This window comes from Rhizobium sp. P2_G2 (genome assembly GCF_056403555.1).
Map to the genome: position 1 here is coordinate 11,428 of NZ_JBFUFF010000088.1, position 17,198 is coordinate 28,625.

Genomic DNA, 17,198 nt, shown 5'->3' on the forward strand with positions numbered 1-17,198 from the left:
ATGCGCCTGAGAGCGACGCTGCATCCGGACACGTGCTCAAATGGTTGTATTCCGCAGTGCAAATTTCGGTGACTGGAAAACGCCATGATCGTGGAAGACCAGAGCGATGTCGTAGCCTTCCTGCGTGACGCCGGCAGTTACGGCCTGACCGCGCCGGTCGAAACCCAGATTGAAACCATTGAGACCCATATTTCGCGCATCTTCCTTGTCGGCGACCGCGCCTTCAAGATGAAGCGTGCCGTCAAGCTGCCCTATGTCGATTTCTCGATCGCAGAGCGACGCCTCGACGCCTGCGAGAAGGAAGTGGTTTTCAATTCCGCCGGCGCACCCGGCCTCTATCTCGGCATCCGCCGGATCAGCCGCATGCCCGATGGATGCCTGGCCTTCTCGGACGAAGGACAATTGTGCGATGCGGTCGTGGAGATGCAGCGCTTCGACCAAGAGAATCTCGCCGATCGGATGGCGGTTGCTGGCACGCTGACGCCGCAGTTGATGACCGCTACTGCCCGGATGATTGCTGCCTTTCATGCGACGGCGCCGGCGGTGCATGCCGGCGGCGGCGCGGCCAATATCGAGGCCGTGCTCGCCATCAACGAGGCCGGTTTCGCCACCAGCCATGTCTTCGACCCTGCTATAGTGCAGGCGATCGGCCGGTGCTTCCGCGACCGGCTGGCAATGCACGCCGCACGGCTCGACCGGCGCGAGGCCGAGGGCAAGGTCCGCCGCTGCCATGGCGACCTGCATCTGCGCAACATCTGCGTCATCGACGGCCAGCCGCGTCTGTTCGACTGCATCGAATTCAACGACCAGATCGCCACGGTCGACACCCTCTACGATCTCGCCTTCCTGCTGATGGATCTCTGGCATCGCGGTTTCCGGTCTCACGCCAATCTCGTCGCCAATCGCTATCTAGATCAGTCGGACAATGAAGACGGATTCATTCTGCTGCCTTTCCTGATGGCCATCCGTGCCGCCGTCCGCGCCCATGTGACGGCAACGCAGATCGAAGAAGGCAGCAGCAAGACCGGCGCGCTCGTCGACGAGGCCAGGTCCTATTTCTCGCTCGCATCCGATCTCTTGGGAGAGGCCCCGCCACGGCTCGTCGCCATCGGCGGCCTAAGCGGATCCGGCAAAACGACGCTGGCTGAGTCCCTGGCGCCGGACATCGGCATGCCGCCGGGCGCCCGGATCATCGAGAGCGACCGGGTGCGGAAAGCGATCCATGGTGTCAGCGCGGAAACCAGGCTCGACGCGTCAGCTTATAGTCCGGAAATGTCGGAAAGAGTGTATCAGGACATGGCGCGACGCGCGGGCGGCATTCTCGCCGATGGCGGCTCGGTCGTTGCCGATGCGGTCTTCGACCGGCCGGAAAACCGGGCGCTGATCGAGGCCGCAGCCGTCGGCGCGCATATCCGCTTCGATGGCATCTGGCTGGAAACCCAGCCGGCGATACTGCATGACCGCGTCGCGGCCCGCCATGGCGGGCCGTCGGATGCCGATGTCAATATATTGGCCCTTCAGCTCGGCAAGACGCTGGCGCCCATCGCCTGGCGCAGGCTCGATGCCGGATTGCCCATACCATCCCTGGTCCGGGACATCCTGAACCGACCCGCAGAGGACTGAGGCCAGCGACGATCGGGCGAAGTCGAGGACTTTGCCGTCATCGATCGCATTCAGACGCTCCGGATTGACCCTGGTCAACACCAGGGCGATCGCTGCAAGCTATACCGTCACTGTGCGGCAAAGGCAGGATCACACCGTGAACGAAATCATAGCCGGACTGACAGAAGATGAGGCACGGGCACGGCTGATTGCGGAGGGCTTTAACGAGCTTCCTGGCCCGGCCAGGCGAACTCCACTTCGCATCATATTCGAGGTCCTGCGGGAACCGATGTTTGCCCTGCTTCTTGCGGCCGGATTGATCTATCTTCTGCTTGGAGATCTCGGCGAAGCGCTGATTATCGTCGCCTTCGCAGCACTGTCCACCGTCATCACGATTGTCCAGGAAGCAAGGACGGAGCGCGTTCTCGAAGCCCTGCGCGATCTGACAAGCCCACGCGCCGCAGTCATCCGGGACGGCGAGCGGAAAGTCATCGCCGGCCGCGATGTCGTCAGGGGCGACATTATCCTGCTTGCGGAAGGTGACCGCGTCGCAGCCGATTGCCGGCTCATCGAGGCGCAGGACCTGCAGGCCGACGAATCCCTGTTGACGGGAGAGTCCGTGCCCGTCCGCAAGGCGGTGAGCGACCTGCCGAGCCTGTCCATCCTGCAGCCCGGCGGAGACGACCTTCCGGTCGCTTTTGCCGGGTCGATGATCGTGCGGGGCAGTGCGAGAGCGGAAGTCACGGCGACGGGTTCACGCAGCCAGATCGGAAAAATCGGCCAGAGTCTGCGCTCACTGGAAAGCGAGCCGCCTCGCCTTCAGGCCGAGACCTCCCGCCTGGTGCGGATATCTGCCGTGGGTGCTGCACTGGTGACGCTGCTGACGATCGTGCTCTACGCAACCCTGCGGAGCGGCTGGCTTGATGCCCTGCTGGCCGGCATCGCCATCGGCATGTCGATGTTGCCGGAGGAATTCCCGGTGATCATGACCGTGTTCATGGCCATGGGCGCATGGCGTATTTCCAAGGCAAATGTCCTCACCCGCCGGGCGGCCGCGATCGAGACGCTCGGGGCGGCGACCGTCCTCTGTACCGACAAGACCGGCACGCTGACCGAAAACCGCATGACCGTCACCGAACTGCGCGTTGCCGGCGATTGCGATCTTCCGCTGACGACCCACACCGTTCCGCCCGGGCTTGGCGAAGATTTCGATCGTTTGGCCGATACCGCAGCGCTTGCGAGTGCTCCGGACCCGTTCGACCCGATGGAGAAAGCTTTCCATGCCTTTGCCCGCGGCAGAGCACTTGCCGCCGCGGACGAGCGGGGTTGGCGGCTTGTCAAAACCTTTGCACTCCAGCGCGATCTCCTGGCCATGACGCAGCTGTGGCGCATGCAGGACTCCGGCCTCATCGCGGCCTGCAAGGGAGCACCCGAAGTCGTTGCCGAGCTGTGCGGGCTGGAGGGTGTGGCGCTCGATCATGTGCGATCGGCAATTGCTACGATGGCCGAGAAGGGCCTGCGTGTTCTCGGCGTCGCCCGCGCTGCCCTGCCGGGCGACACGACGCCTCCGTCACAAAGGCAATTCGATTTTGAGTTCCTGGGGTTGATCGGATTGTCCGATCCGCTGCGGCAAAGCGTACCTGCTGCAATCGCAGACTGCCGTGCTGCGGGCATCAGGGTGGCGATGATCACCGGCGATTTCCCGATCACGGCCCGGGCGATCGGCGAGCAGGCGGGCCTCGAAACGAGCGGGATTCTGACCGGCGCCGACATCAACCAGATGAGCGATCCGGAACTCGCGGAGCGCGTCAAGACGACGAACGTGTTTGCCCGCATCATGCCGGAGCAGAAGCTCAGGATCGTCCAGGCCCTCAAGGCAAACGGCGAAATCGTCGCCATGACCGGTGACGGCGTCAACGACGCGCCCTCGCTGAAAGCCGCGCATATCGGCATCGCCATGGGCGCCCGGGGAACCGACGTCGCCCGCGAAGCGTCGTCGCTGGTGTTGCTGAACGACGATTTCGGCTCGATCGTCAATGCCATCCGGCTGGGCCGACGGATCTATGACAATCTGAGAAAGGCGATGGGCTTCATCGTTGCCGTTCATGTGCCGATCGCAGGCCTTACCCTCCTGCCATTGCTCACAGGACTGCCCATTCTCTTCTGGCCAATCCATATCGCCTTCCTCGAAATGATCATCGATCCTGTCTGCTCTTTGGTCTTCGAAGCCGAGGTCGAAGAAAGAAACGCCATGCAGCGTCCGCCGCGGCGACCGGATGCTCCGCTGTTTACATGGCAGTTGATCGGCTGGAGCCTGCTTCAAGGTGCGATCACGTTCGGTGCAGTCGCCGCTGCCTATGTGGTGGCGCTGGACAACGGCTTGCCGACGGCGGAGGCCAGAGCGTTGGCGTTCTCCTGGCTCGTGCTTGCGCTCATCTGCCTGATCCTCGTCAACCGGTCGTTCAGTACATCCCTCCCGCGTGCCTTCAGCCGCCCCAATCCTTCTCTCGCCTGGGTCGTGGCAGCCGTAGCCGCCATTCTCGGTCTTTCACTCTTCTGGCCTGCCGCTTCCGAACTCTTTCATTTCGGGCGTCTTGCTCTCAACGAATGGGCCGTTGCGGCTGCGTTCTTCCTCGGTCTCCTCCTGCTCTTGGAAACATTGAAATCTCTGCTGACGCGGTATGTCCAGCTGTGAAAACCGACGACAGACTGCCAGGTCTCGACCAAACCAAAGCCATGAAGCCGCAAGCCTCTCTATGCTATCCCGAACTCCGATCGCGGCAAAGCGGTGGCCTCCCGCCGCCCCGGCGCCTGTCTTCAGAGCCCGACCCTGTCATCACCCCGCGACCAATCACGATGTCAACGGCGGTGGACCGCAATGGAAAACCAGATTGATCGCGGAAGATGCACGAGCCTCGCTGCCGGCCATCGACGCTAAAACAACCCAAAGTCCCCCGCCTCCACCGTGGGCTGGCCCCTCAGCACGGCAAACAGAACTCGCCGCTCTGCGCCTATGCCGTCCGGATCGAAGTAAAGCCGGCCATTGTCGGTGTCATAGACCAGGCGATCGCTAGCATCATGGGCTTTGCCGTCCTGGCTCGCGTAAAATGCCTGTACCGACAGGGGTTTCGGGGCGACAGTGCTGAGATGGTTGACGTCGATATTGAGCTTGGTCTTGGAAATGCCGGGCATTATCCGGTCGTCGATCCAGATCGAGTCGAAATCTCCCGAAAAATCCCTGATCCGATCGACATTCGTGGCAGGGTCCAACTTGGCATCGAAAATGAAGAAATCGTAGTCCCTATGCCCGATCAGCGTATCGTTGCCGGCCCCGCCGAACAACCTGTCGAATGAGCCGCCGCCTATGAGGATGTCGTCGCCGCCGCGCCCGTGAAAACGATTGATCCCACCCGCGCTGGTGATGACATTTGCCCCACCCGTTCCATAGATGACGTCGCCACCGTAGCTGTTGAATTTCTCTGCGATGACATTTTCGATGCTGATCAAGGTGTTGGTGGCCGGGAGGCTTGAATTGCGCTCGGGATGGGCCAGATCCAGAACCGTGAATGCAAAACCATCGGGGTCGCCATAGGCGTGAAACTCCGCAAGGCTGAGCGTATCCGAGCCGGCGCCGCCGATAAGCGTATTGGTGCCGGTGCCACCGCGCAGGATATCGTCGCCACCGCCGCCTGACAGCCTGTCATTGCCGCCGCGACCGAAGAGGATATCGTCTCCACCGGCTCGGCTGCCTTTGGCATCGCCATAGATGAAATCGTCCCCCACCCCACCGACCAGCCTGTCGTTACCATAGCTCGCCGCCAGCGGATCGACACGGTTATCCGTCATGAAATCGCCGAAGATCGTCACGCCGATGCCGGCATGGGCAGCATTGATGCGGTCGGCGCCAGCGGTGATATCGGCATCGGTCGACGCCGACTTGGCATCGCCGTAAAACATCGGCCGCTCGAAACCGGCTGCCGCCGATATCGCGCCGATCGACAGGATGTCGTCGCCGAAGACCGTTGTGGCGGGTCCGGTCTGTTCCTCGATATCGCCCCAGATCTCCGACACCACGCCGCTGATCGCGAACCTGTCGCTGCCCATCAGCGCCAGCTTCAGCAGGCGCTGAATTTCGGCCTCGTTGGCGAGATCATAGGGGTTTGCGCCATTAAGCGTGGCCGCGAGCGACAGGTTGCTGATGCTCATCACCACCGAGAGCGCGTTCGACAATCCAAAGCCGGCCGAAATTCCGGTAATCGTCTCCCGTCCCAGATCGTCGGTCGAGGCCGACAGTGTCGCGGTCCGCATATCCGGCGGCGACGTATTGTTGTCGGCGCTGATGCTGGTCAGCTTGGCATCGCCGAAATCATCGGTTCCGGATGTGGCGAATGCATCGATATAGGAAATATCGTCAAGAACGGCCGTCCCCGTCCCCGTCAAGTAAGTATTGACGCCTGCGAATGTGACACTAGCCATTGGCCTGCACCCCCACGGTATTCCTCATGGATATTGGACTATTCCTGCAATACCACAATCGAATTCGTGAATTGGAAGGTGGGAAGCAAATACCCTCCCGGCCTTCCAACATGCTTGGGTCGCAAAAATACCTTCCATCACAAAATTTGAATTGCGGCTTTCAAAGAAAATCGAACCACTGGCCATTGAAAATGGAGTAGTCAGCCGAGCCGGGTTTGTGGCAAATGGTTAGCAGGTAAGGTTATCATTAGCTTTGAGTTGAAGATGCGCGCGACCGTTGCGATACATTAGATATGCCTCATGGAGGAAGGTCATGTTCGGAACGGAATATATCTGCGTCGCGAATTTCACGCCTCATATCCCCAATGTTGCAGCTTTGGAAACGAAGTTGATTGAAATAGGTCTGCACCGTGAAGCCTTCAGTATCACGACGTCGCCGGCCGGAAACACATTGATCAAGTTCTGGGAACCCGATCGACCTGAAGCCGTTCGTCTGCTCGCGAAGCTTGACGAGATGTCGGTCAGCTGACGACGACTGCTCGCGGGGCGCCAAGCAGGGAGGCTGACTTTCGAGCGACAGGAGCCGCCGCCTTCCAATTTGTTGGTGCCTGTCGCCGATGCCGGTCAGGCAAAAGACCTCGGCCAATAGAGATACGACCACTGAACTGAGCCACTGGGCGAAAAACGAAACCACCGATGATTTTGTATTGCCCGAGGCGCAATCAAGCCAGGAGAAATGTCGTTTGCCGCAGTCGAAAGCTGGCCTCTTTCTTGCAGATCATTGTTATAGCCAACGGATATATTGTGTTATCCTGCCGATAGCCGGGCTGGTCCTGGCAATAGGGAGCAACAGTGATGGGCGAGACGCGGAAGCTCGCGGCGATCCTGGTTTCGGATGTCGTCGGCTATAGTCGCCTCGCCGGCGCCGACGAGGACCGTATCCTGGCGCGGCTGAGGACGCTGCGGAGCGATCTCATCGATCCGACGATCGCAGTCCACAATGGACGCATTGTCAAACGGACGGGAGACGGAAGTCTCATCGAGTTTCGCAGCGTTGTCGACGCGGTCCGCTGCGCTGTCGAAGTCCAGAACGCCATGATAGAGCGCAATGCCGGGGTCGCAGCAGATCGCGCCATCGTCTTCCGCATCGGCATTCACCTGGGCGACGTCGTTGAAGAGAGCGACGGCGACCTTATGGGCGACGGCGTCAATATTGCCGCCCGCCTGCAAACCATTGCCGCTCCCGGCGCTATCTGCCTTTCGGAAGATGCCTATCGACAGGTCAAATCGAAGCTCGATCTGGTTGCCAATGATATGGGCGAGACCGAACTCAAGAACATTGCCGAGCCGGTCCGGGTCTATGCAGTTCAGGTTGGCGTTGCCGCATCGGTGAAACAGGCGTCACCGGCGCCCCGTCAGGCAAGAGCCGAGCCATCTGCGCCGCCCCTCCCCGACAAGCCGTCCATCGCCGTGCTCGCGTTCAACAACATGAGCGGCGATGCTGAACAGCAGTATTTCTCCGACGGCATCAGCGAGGACATCATTACCGACCTCTCGAAGCTGCACGAGCTGCACGTCATCGCCCGCAACTCTTCCTTCGTCTACAGGAATGTTGCCGTCTCCATCCCGGATGTCGCCAAAGCACTTGGCGTCCGATACGTGCTGGAGGGCAGCGTTCGAAAAGCCGGCAACCGGGTGCGGGTAACGGCGCAGTTGATCGATGCCGAGAACGGCGGGCATGTCTGGGCAAGCCGTTTCGATCGCGATCTCACCGACATTTTCGCCGTCCAGGATGAACTCACCCGGGAGATCGTGGCGGCGCTGAAACTCACACTCGCGCCCGGCGACCAGGACAGGCTCGTCCGCTCGCATGCAATCAGCATCGAAGCCTATCAATTGCTGCTGCGAAGCCGAGAACAGGCCTTCACGTCGACGCCTGCCGGAAACCTGGAGGCGCGCCGCCTGGCAGAAGCCGCGATCGCCATCGAGCCGGATTATGCAGCGGCCCATGCTTTCCTCGCCTTCAGTCACGTTCTCGATTATGTCAATGGCTGGAGCGCCGATCCGGATAGCTCGCTTGCGATCGGACTCGAAGGCGCCGAAAAGGCCGTGGCCATGGACGACCAACAGCCAAACGTGCATTTCGCACTCGCTTTGGCATGCATGTGGAACCGGCAGCTTGATAGGGCTCGGGCGGAAGTCGAGCGGGGATTGGCCGCGGCGCCCAACTCCGTCGAACTGCTGATGGTGAAGGCCCACATACAGATATTCTCCGGTGACCCGGCGACAGCCCTCGATACGCTCGACAACGCAATGAGGCTCGATCCGCACTATCCCGAGATCGTGTTGCAGTTTGTCGCCGATGCCCGCTTTTCGCTTGGCGAATATGAGCTCGCAATCGCCGCCATCGAGCAGCGCCTTGCCCGCAACCCGCAATCGGAGACCGCCTATGCGCTGCTCGCCTCATGTTACGGCCATCTGGACCGTCTGGAGGAAAGCCGGCAGGCCTGGGCGCGCGCGCTGAATATCAATCCGAGCTTTTCCGTCGAGCGCCGGCGCCGCGTGCTGCCCTTCCGCAACCCCGCGGATTTCGAGCGCCGCGTCGCAGGAATTCGCAAGGCAGGATTGATAGGCTGATGCGAAAATCCGCGCTCGCTCGCACTTGTCCGGCGAGAGCGTCTGGAAACTGTGTCGGGAAATCCAAACACCGGCAATTGGTTCGCGCGGAACGACCTACATCGGCGCGGTCGGCACCTGCTTCGCGCCCGTGTCCATGACCGAGTTGAATTCTCTGTCATTGTTGAGAGATTTGCCCGGTGCGGCGCTCCTTCCGGCGCCAATTCGTTGCGATACCCGATCTTTTATTCTCAATATCGGAGATATGAACGCGCCGAAGAGAGTGTTGAATTTCTGCAGCTCGGCCTCACTATACCCCGATATGCCGAACGTGATTTCCTCGCCCCTCACCGGTTTGTAACCGGTGTTGAACAGCCAGTCGAAGATCGACAGGTTGTTGCCGAAATTCTTGTCCCAGTGCTGCTGCAACTTGCTGTGATGCACCTGATGCATGTGAGGGCTGATAAAGATCTTGTCGAACCAGCCGAATCCAACTGGAATGTGAGAATGTTTCAGAGGGCTGAGCGTCCAGAGATTGCCGATCTTGTTTGTGAAAGCCTGTAGCGCGATTGCTTCGATGAGGCTGATGCCGAACAGAAACATCAGGAGGCCGACAGTCGCGCCGACGATAATGCCTGAGCAAATTCCGGAATACACCAATGCGATCGAATGTCCGCGCCTTGCCGTCAACGGATTGACGATATCCGCGGAGTGATGAACTTTGTGCAGCTCCCATAGTATAGGTATTTTGTGTTCCGCATAGTGAACGATATAGTCTGACAGTTCGATTGCAAACAAGATCGCCATCACGCTCAGAAACGCTGTCCAATAGCTGGGCTGGGTGGCCGCATGATCCGGAGCCAGGCCCAGGAGCGATGTGTCGACAACGCTGGACACAATGGCCATGACGGCCAATCCGGGAAAATAGAAGATGGAGTCGGTGGCTGCGTGTATGATATACATCTTCACGTCCATATGGACGCTTTTCGAACGAAAAATGTTGTAGGGAATGCAATGCTTGAGCATTTCCTTGAGAGAAAAGCTTTCACGATTTCTCAGAATATGAATCAGGAAGCTTAGACAACCGGCACCGAAGAAAAAAATGCATGTAATTAAAATCTGAGGGCATTTCATAAAATACCTGTACAATTCCTCCACAACCCTACTCCCCACGCTACGCTGCTACTTTGACGCTATACTACTGCTGCCACGGTCGGATTTCAGCGCCACGCACCTCTCGTATCGTAGACCACCTTGCCGCCCAGCCTGGTGTGACGAATGGCCTTGAACGGATCGTGCTCGACGAGCAGCACGACGATATCTGCGCGTTCGACCGCCGCGTGGGCGCTTTCGAGATGCAGGTTGTCATAGCCGGCCAGCAGTTTCGGGATCGTGGTAACGAAGGGATCGGCCGCCAGAACCTCGACATCGGGCAAAGCCTTGGCGATCAGGCCAACCACCTCGATGGCCGGACTTTCACGGATATCGTCGACATTCGCCTTGAACGTCAGTCCGAGGCAGGCAATGGTTGGCGAGCGGAACCGGCGTGCCTTTTCCACCACCTGCTCGGCGACATGATGCGGCCGCCGGTCGTTGACTTCGCGCGCGACCCGGATCAGTCGCGCCTGTTCCGGCGCGGCGGACACGATAAACCACGGATCGACGGGAATGCAGTGACCGCCGACGCCGGGCCCCGGGCTGAGGATGTTGACGCGCGGGTGCCGGTTCGCCAGGCGGATCACCTCCCAGACGTCGATGTGCAGCGTTTCTGCAATCAGCGACAATTCATTGGCAAAGGCGATATTGACATCGCGATAGGCGTTTTCGACCAGCTTTGCCATTTCGGCGCTGGCGGCGTCGCTCAGCAGGATCTCACCCTGCGCGAAAAGCCTGTAGATCGAGGCGGCTTTCTCGGCGCAATGGGGTGTGAGCCCGCCGACGACGCGGTCATTGGTGATGATCTCGATCATGATACGACCCGGAAGCACCCGTTCCGGGCAATGCGCCACGTGGATGTCCGCACCGTTTTCACCATCCCGGGGCATTTTCAGGTCGGGCCGCATGGCGCCGACCCAGGCCGCGAGCTGTGCGGTCGTGCCGGGAGGAGAGGTGGATTCCAGCACCAGGATGTTGCCGGACCGGAGGCGCGGCGCGATCCGCTCTGCCGCCGCCTTGACGTAGGAAAGGTCTGCGGTGCGATCTTCGTTGAACGGCGTCGGCACCGCGATAATGAATGCGTCGGCTTCCGGGACTTCGAGGCTGGCTGTCAGCCGGCCCATGGCGACGGCACCGCTGACGCCGACCGCCAGATCCGGCTCGACAAATGGCACCTCGCCCCGTGACACCGCGGCGACCGTCGCCGGATTGATGTCCACGCCAACGACATCGATGCCACGCGTCGCGATCGCAACCGCAGTCGGCAGACCGATGTAACCCATTCCGATCACCGCGAGGCGACCCTTGAACACTTCACTCATACACTACGCTCCACTGAAATTCTTCGGGTACTATCGAACCCGACTGCAGCATATTTCCACGACTGATCGACCTTGAACGGCGCCGACGGGTGGATCATTTCGGCGGCCGTCAGCCGGATGAAGCCGCTGTTTGTCGACAGATATCGCCACCACAGGCGACGCGGCTCCTGCAGCACGCGGAATGCCCATTCCAGGCCGGCCTTCTGCCATCGGACAGGCGCCCGCCGCGTCAGGCCGGCCATGACGTCGAACGAGCCGCCGACGCCATGCATCAGGGGCACCCCCAGGGACGCCCCATACGTTCCAAGGAAAATTTCCTTCTTCGGCGAGGTCATGCCGATAAACAGCATGTCGGCGCCCGATTTCCGGATTCCCTCGGCAATCGCATCCGATTCGCCGGTGTGAAAATATCCGTGGTGACTATAGGCGATCCTCAGGCCGGGATATTTTCTTACGATCACGGCCTCCAATCTCGCCAATACGTTCGGCTGGGCGCCGAGAAGCGCGATCGGGCGCCCTTCCGCCTGCGCAAGCGCCAGCAGCCGCTCGAAAATATCGATCCCCGCGACGCGCTCGGGAAGCGGTCGCCGGAGCAGCCGGCTTGCCCAGACGATGGATTGTCCGTCCGCCAGCAGCAAATCGCATTCCAAAAGCGAATTTCTGAGCAGCGTGTCACGGCGCAACTGCATGATCTTGGCTGCATTCAGAACGCCGAGCAGCATTCGCTGACGTTTTGTCAAGGCGAGGTGGCAGCGCTCCATCACCTCATCCATGCTGATGGCGTCCACATGCATGCCGAACAGGAGCTGGCGGTCGCAAGTCATTTCAACCCCCCTAGTGATGAAAACGGTTTCTAATGGCCGTCGTTGGCGAGCTCGGCGACAGCGCCGCCCGAAAGCCATGCATAGAGAAGCCACCCCAGCTCATATGGGCGGCATTCATAGTCCACGCGGCGCGGCGGAAAGAGCGTATCCAGTCCGGGCATATGCAGACCTGGGGAGATTGCCGTCGTGAATGCCGCGATGGCGCGCGACGCCTTGTTAGGCTCGCGGCGCGCGACCTTGCGCCAGACCACTCCCTTTTCCGGTATTACCAGCGGCACCGCGACTTCAGGTCGCTCGTTCAGCCATCTCAACCCCTTGATGATGGCTGGCAGATAATCGCTTCCCCCGGCCTCGCGAAGTTCGAGCAGGATCATCGGCGCCATGGCGTGCTGGTGAACGCTATAGACGGGATAGCCCTCTGCCACCGCTCCGTCGCGGATATCGTAGTGCCACCACCACTGGCCGTCGCGCCCTTGCAGGCCGCACAGATGTTTCGCGCACTGTTCGGCCATGGACAGCAAGCTTCGATCGCCGAAGGCCGCATGAAAACGGGCCAGCGCCTGGATGGGATAGACCTGGTCGGCAAAACTGCCGATGTGCGAACGCATTCGCCCGCTCGCCGCGGCGGGAATCTGATGGGGGAAAAGCCCGACTGCCGATCTCGCCTGAACGAGCTTGTTGCGCGCCAGGACAATGACCTCCGACGTCTCACCCAGGCGCCTGCCTGCGAGCCCGGCGACCAGCGCCCAGGCGCAGGCAACCGTCGGCATCGGGGCATCCGATGCAAGGTCCTCGGCAAGCCTGCGAAACAGCCGTGTCGCATAGACATGCCCCACCTCCGCCGATGCCCAGGCTGCAAGAGCCACCGCCCCGATATCGGTCGAGCTTTCAGCGCGTCTGGCCGCCAGCCGGGCAAGGTCTGCGGCCGTCAACGAGCCGAGGACCTGCCTTTGTAATCCTTCGCTCACCCGAGACAGTCCAAGAGCGGCCATGGCCGTGTAGCGGAGGCTTTCACCCTCAAGCCGCTCGCCTGGCGCCGCCGCGGAAGCCGGCTTCGTTTTGACGCGGCGTAGCGTGTGCGCGAACGATCCGGCTTTATGCATACGCGACAGGCCCGTGAGGGCGAGATCGATAAGGCCATCGACCTGCAATCCGGCAGAGGCGGACGTCTTCCTCAGGTGCACCAATCTGTCATGCCGAATATTTTCGGTCCAGGCGGTGAAGTGTGTTTGTGGGATGGGGCTACGTGGAAGGACCTGATACGCTGTCGCTTCCTCCAGATCGTTGCCATCGACTGCCATGAGATCCGACCTAAACAAATGGAGTGAAGATTTATTCTGTGCGTTGTTGGGGCCGCAAAAGCTCTTCTGAACCCTCTGCCATGCTATAAAATTACCGATTGTAAGAAAGCGCTCTCAAAGACTTATGGGAGGTAGGATATCCATGTCCGGCAATGCAGATATGCGCCGATAGAAGGATGCCGAAAGTAATTCTGATCGGCTCTACGACTTAGTGGAGTATGATTGGCGGGGTAGCGCTACCTCTCTCGGCAGTCTTTCGGTGTGAGCCGTCTCGCGAGAGGATATAATGCCTGATCCGAAACCAGGGAGCGGAGATGAACGTGTTTTCCGAACCATCCGAAGCCGCGAGAGAGATGACGACAGCACCGGTTCATACGAAGGCAGCGGCGGCTGTCGCGGTCATCATCGTGACGTACAACAGCGCTGCTGTCCTCCCTGGCTTGCTGGATTCGTTGTCATCGGGATTGGAAGGAATCGATCGATATGAAGTGATCGTCGTCGACAACGATTCTCATGATCTGTCGGCGGAAATTGCCGAGCAGCATTCCGTCAAAGCCAAGGTGATCCGCATGGGGCGAAATGCCGGCTATGCGGCCGGCATCAATGCCGCGACGGATTTGATCGCAGCGGAATCGGATATTCTCATCCTCAATCCGGACATACGTCTGAGCAAGGGATGCATGCACCATCTTTACAAGCGGCTTCGCGGCGACAAAGTCGGCATCGCGGTGCCCCAGATTCTGAATGAGGACGGCACGATTGCAAAGTCGCTGCGTCGCGAACCCAGCCTGCTGACTGTCTGGGCGGACTCGCTGCTTGGCTCCAAAATCGCGGCCTCTCTTGGTCTCGGTGAAATCGTGGCAACGCCGCAACTCTACCGGCGCGGCGGCGCGGTGGAATGGGCCACCGGCGCAGCGCTTGCTGTTTCAGGGCTGGCGCGCCGGACAGTCGGGCTTTGGGACGAGTCCTTCTTTCTCTATAGCGAGGAAGTCGATTATATGGAGAGGGCCCGTCGGGCGGGATTGCAAATCACCTATGAGGCCAGGGCTCGCGCCGTGCATATCGGCGGCGAATATCATGCAAATCCTTATCTTTCGGCACTGATGACGGCCAATCGTATCCATTACTATCGGCGCCATCATGGACCTCTCGCCACGATGTTGTTCCGGCTTGCCATCGTCGTCGGCGAAACCATGCGCTTCGCGCTCGGCCCAGGCCACCGTGCAGCACTTTGGGCAGCGCTTTCACGCTAGTGAGGCAACGGCAAGGGGTGACGACCTTTGGGCCTGTTTGATCAGGTCGGCATAGATGCAATCCATCCGATCCAGTTTTGCCGACCACAGGGCGGTTTGCCGGACATGCTCGTAGGCGGCGACACCCATCTTTCGGCGTAGCGCAGCATCCGTCGCCAGCCGGCGGATCGCCTCGGCGACATCGATTGCCAGCGCGTCGGGCGTGGTGGCGGAGAGCTTTACGGCACAGAGCGGCGAGACCGCGCTTCCCGGACCGCCGCGATCGACGACGATCAGCGGAAGCGAAAACCCCATGGCCTCCAGCGCAACATTCCCGCCAGGCTCGCGATAGCTGGGAAAGACGAAGACATCGGCTTGCCGGTAGAATTGCGAAAGCTCTGCCTTCGACTTCCAGCCATGCAGGCAGATTCGCCCGGCGAGCCCGAGGCTCGACATCAGCCGCTCGCATTCATCCCTCTCCGGCCCTTCTCCGACGATGTCGAGCTCGACCGGCAGGTCGCGCAGCAGATTCATGGCACGGATGACGTCGCGCACGCCCTTCGTGCGGATCAGCCGGCCGACGAACAGCAGTTTGACCGGCCCCGACCTCTGCGAGCGATCGACCGGCTCCGGCACGTCATCGAGACCGGTCTCGCTCATCACCTCGAACCTTTGCAGCTGCAGGCCGGTCAGATGCTCGCGGACATAGCCTGCAATGCCAAGCACGCAAGCGGCGCCCTGGAACGTCGAGCGCAGAACCGGGTCCCAGCGAAGCCGAAAACGATCCAGATGCCGCAGCTTCATGAACCATGGGGTGGAGCCCTCGTCCGCCGCGAAGCCCGGCGGGCTTGCCAATCCGCCTCCCAGCGGCCCGATCACCAGCGGCATGCCAAGGTTGGCGGCGGGAGAAGGATAGCGCATCGCCACCGGCACCGGCTGATGCGCGAGATCGAACTGTTCGCCCTTCGCAAGCGCGTTGACGATCCAGCGGCGCGCCCGGAAATAAAAGGGGACGTAGCCCGGTTTGAGGATGCTGTTCAATCGCTCCGCGCGTCCGAGCAAGGGTGGTTCCAGCCATTCGACGATGCGCATGCCGGACAATTGCTGCGCCGCCGGCTTTGCGCCGCGTTTGCAATAGGTCAGCAAGGTGATGTCATGGCGTTCGGCAAGCCGCCGCGCCCATTGATAGGCGACCCAGGCTTCGCCGACGTCCTCGCCATTGCAGGTCGGCGCAACAAGCAGGATTTTCGCCACGGACTCCAACTCCTTGCTGCCGATCGCAGGACGGCATCCCAATCAGTCTATGCGRGGGGCCGGCGAGCAGCGCGAMGGCTGGARCGCGATCCGCAAGTGTGAATGCTAGCAGGCAGGCTTTGCGGTTCAATGCCGTCATTYGCCGGTGACGGGGCGCGCCAATACGCCTTTTGGAGGAGGCTCCTGGAATGTCGCCGTCCCTTTGGAGACCTCAGGATTTTGCAGAATCTCTCGAGCGACGGAACTCACGCGTGACCGAATCACCCAAAAATAGCGGGTGATTCGGTGGACGAACGGCCCAAAAATATTTCCGATCGGCTCCATTCCACGGTCAAACCCGCGCTGCCATTCCAAAATTTATGCCTTTTTTTAGTGGAAAAATGTTCAAAATTTACAAAAAAACCGAAATTCGAGCGATCGGAAAATGTCAAGTAATATCGGCCGTCAACTCGTTGTTTTTTTTCTAACGATTTCAATCGCTAAATTAGCGGCGAAAGTAATGATATAGCAACACCTTCCATGTCCAAATAGTATAAAATCGAAATTATGGCATCGCACAATTAATTCAATACTTTCAAGTTCCGCACAAGGTTTTTGTGCGCATTGTGGCGACAATGGGGCAGTTATTGCAGGGGCTTCTCGGCGGAGAGCCCGCGTTGCCAACCAGACAAAACTATTTTAGGGACCCTCCGAGGCAGTGAGGACCTACCACGAAAGCACTAACCCCGGATCGCTATTCTGCGGCTCTCGAATTCCAGTCGAGAGCGGCGGGAACAGGCTGGGAGAAAGGCGGATGAAACCTTGAGAAGCCAATTTCACGGTATCAATACCGATATATCAGAGGCGCTAACCTTTGGCGCGGATCCCCAGCTCTTCAGCAATGCGGTCCTGGAGCAGCACGATTGGACCGGAGCCGGGACTTCGGCGAACAGCATGATTGACGGCGCGAATGGCCTTGATGGGCTTTTCCACCATGCCGCGGATCTCTCCGTTCATGACTTCCATCAGGGTCACGGCCACCATGTCGTAGCCGGAACGGAAGCCCCGACGTCCGTGGCCAGCAGCGCCAACACACCGACAGACCTCCAGGCCCAGACCAACGATGTTCACGCCACCCATGCTGATGTCGACATCAACGCTCTTGCCGCGACCGCCCATGCAGCGAATGCGGCCGCATCCTTGGAAACGAGCGCGAACGCTGCCTTGAGCGCCCCGACTGCCGCTGCGGCGGCGGCGGCAACAACCTATCCCGACGACACCAATACCGGCGTCGCCTCGGGAAGCAAGCTCCAGGTCTATACCGGAACCTATGTCGTCACCCAGGACAATGCCGTCATCAGCAACCTGGAAGTCCATGGCGATATCGTCATCGACGCCAAGAACGTGACGCTGTCGAATATCAAGCTGGTGTCGAAC

12 protein-coding genes and 1 pseudogene are annotated in these 17,198 nt (G+C 60.1%); 6 read left to right on the forward strand and 7 right to left on the reverse strand.

Annotated features, from left to right (window positions below):
* Positions 1 to 84 precede the first annotated feature (84 nt).
* Together AC1D06_RS33825 and AC1D06_RS33830 are read left to right on the forward strand one after the other, a co-directional pair.
* On the forward strand, positions 85 to 1,623 hold the full coding sequence (locus AC1D06_RS33825) for a bifunctional aminoglycoside phosphotransferase/ATP-binding protein (protein ID WP_477990196.1): 1,539 nt from the start codon (positions 85 to 87) through the stop codon (positions 1,621 to 1,623).
* Between the two features lie 136 nt (positions 1,624 to 1,759).
* Positions 1,760 to 4,297 (forward strand): cation-translocating P-type ATPase, encoded by a 2,538-nt coding sequence (locus AC1D06_RS33830; RefSeq protein WP_477990197.1) that lies wholly within the window; start codon positions 1,760 to 1,762, stop codon positions 4,295 to 4,297.
* Between the two features lie 239 nt (positions 4,298 to 4,536).
* Here AC1D06_RS33830 and AC1D06_RS33835 read toward each other — a convergent pair whose 3' ends face one another.
* On the reverse strand, positions 4,537 to 6,078 hold the full coding sequence (locus AC1D06_RS33835) for a calcium-binding protein (RefSeq protein WP_477990198.1): 1,542 nt from the start codon (positions 6,076 to 6,078) through the stop codon (positions 4,537 to 4,539).
* 313 nt (positions 6,079 to 6,391) lie between these two features.
* On the opposite strand from AC1D06_RS33835, the gene AC1D06_RS33840 reads away from it, so the two are divergent.
* Both AC1D06_RS33840 and AC1D06_RS33845 read left to right on the forward strand, forming a co-directional pair.
* On the forward strand, positions 6,392 to 6,607 hold the full coding sequence (locus tag AC1D06_RS33840) for a hypothetical protein (RefSeq protein ID WP_477990199.1): 216 nt from the start codon (positions 6,392 to 6,394) through the stop codon (positions 6,605 to 6,607).
* Between the two features lie 326 nt (positions 6,608 to 6,933).
* The gene (locus tag AC1D06_RS33845) at positions 6,934 to 8,715 is read left to right on the forward strand and encodes a tetratricopeptide repeat protein (protein WP_477990200.1); all 1,782 of its coding nucleotides are present in this window, start codon (positions 6,934 to 6,936) and stop codon (positions 8,713 to 8,715) included.
* Positions 8,716 to 8,811: 96 nt separating this feature from the next.
* Here the strand turns inward: AC1D06_RS33845 and AC1D06_RS33850 are convergent, their stop codons facing one another.
* The 4 genes from AC1D06_RS33850 to AC1D06_RS33865 all read right to left on the reverse strand — a co-directional run bounded on the left by AC1D06_RS33850 (position 8,812) and on the right by AC1D06_RS33865 (position 13,296).
* Positions 8,812 to 9,852, reverse strand: coding sequence for a sterol desaturase family protein (locus AC1D06_RS33850; RefSeq protein WP_477990201.1), 1,041 nt, complete (start codon positions 9,850 to 9,852; stop codon positions 8,812 to 8,814).
* A 62-nt stretch (positions 9,853 to 9,914) separates the two neighbouring features.
* Complete coding sequence (gene wecC / locus AC1D06_RS33855) at positions 9,915 to 11,171, reverse strand: UDP-N-acetyl-D-mannosamine dehydrogenase (RefSeq protein ID WP_477881556.1); 1,257 nt, start codon at positions 11,169 to 11,171, stop codon at positions 9,915 to 9,917.
* Positions 11,168 to 11,995, reverse strand: a complete 828-nt coding sequence (locus tag AC1D06_RS33860) for a WecB/TagA/CpsF family glycosyltransferase (protein ID WP_477881558.1) — start codon at positions 11,993 to 11,995, stop codon at positions 11,168 to 11,170. Before AC1D06_RS33860 ends, wecC begins: the two co-directional genes overlap by 4 nt.
* Before the next feature lie 29 nt (positions 11,996 to 12,024).
* Positions 12,025 to 13,296, reverse strand: coding sequence for a hypothetical protein (locus tag AC1D06_RS33865; RefSeq protein ID WP_477990202.1), 1,272 nt, complete (start codon positions 13,294 to 13,296; stop codon positions 12,025 to 12,027).
* A gap of 353 nt (positions 13,297 to 13,649) precedes the next feature.
* Here AC1D06_RS33865 and AC1D06_RS33870 point away from each other — a divergent pair, with 353 nt between their 5' ends.
* Positions 13,650 to 14,549: a glycosyltransferase gene (locus AC1D06_RS33870; RefSeq protein ID WP_477990204.1), complete on the forward strand. Its 900-nt coding sequence runs from the start codon at positions 13,650 to 13,652 to the stop codon at positions 14,547 to 14,549.
* On the opposite strand, the gene AC1D06_RS33875 is transcribed toward AC1D06_RS33870, so the two are convergent.
* Both AC1D06_RS33875 and AC1D06_RS33880 read right to left on the reverse strand, forming a co-directional pair.
* Entirely contained in the window at positions 14,541 to 15,782 is a 1,242-nt protein-coding gene (locus AC1D06_RS33875) for a glycosyltransferase family 4 protein (RefSeq protein WP_477990203.1), read from the reverse strand. The genes AC1D06_RS33870 and AC1D06_RS33875 overlap by 9 nt on opposite strands.
* An 846-nt stretch (positions 15,783 to 16,628) precedes the next feature.
* On the reverse strand, positions 16,629 to 16,940 hold the full coding sequence (locus tag AC1D06_RS33880) for a hypothetical protein (RefSeq protein ID WP_477881563.1): 312 nt from the start codon (positions 16,938 to 16,940) through the stop codon (positions 16,629 to 16,631).
* Between the two features lie 45 nt (positions 16,941 to 16,985).
* Here AC1D06_RS33880 and AC1D06_RS33885 point away from each other — a divergent pair.
* Positions 16,986 to 17,198 (forward strand): annotated as a pseudogene (locus AC1D06_RS33885) (hypothetical protein); the annotation flags it as partial.

Coding starts and splice junctions, on each gene's coding strand:
- AC1D06_RS33870 (WP_477990204.1), top strand. CDS start 13,650: ATGACGACAGCACCGGTTCATACGAAGGCAGCGGCGGCTGTCGCGGTC.
- AC1D06_RS33865 (WP_477990202.1), bottom strand. CDS start 13,296: ATGGCAGTCGATGGCAACGATCTGGAGGAAGCGACAGCGTATCAGGTC.
- wecC (WP_477881556.1), bottom strand. CDS start 11,171: ATGAGTGAAGTGTTCAAGGGTCGCCTCGCGGTGATCGGAATGGGTTAC.
- AC1D06_RS33860 (WP_477881558.1), bottom strand. CDS start 11,995: ATGACTTGCGACCGCCAGCTCCTGTTCGGCATGCATGTGGACGCCATC.
- AC1D06_RS33825 (WP_477990196.1), top strand. CDS start 85: ATGATCGTGGAAGACCAGAGCGATGTCGTAGCCTTCCTGCGTGACGCC.
- AC1D06_RS33880 (WP_477881563.1), bottom strand. CDS start 16,940: ATGGGCGGTCGCGGCAAGAGCGTTGATGTCGACATCAGCATGGGTGGC.
- AC1D06_RS33840 (WP_477990199.1), top strand. CDS start 6,392: ATGTTCGGAACGGAATATATCTGCGTCGCGAATTTCACGCCTCATATC.
- AC1D06_RS33835 (WP_477990198.1), bottom strand. CDS start 6,078: ATGGCTAGTGTCACATTCGCAGGCGTCAATACTTACTTGACGGGGACG.
- AC1D06_RS33845 (WP_477990200.1), top strand. CDS start 6,934: ATGGGCGAGACGCGGAAGCTCGCGGCGATCCTGGTTTCGGATGTCGTC.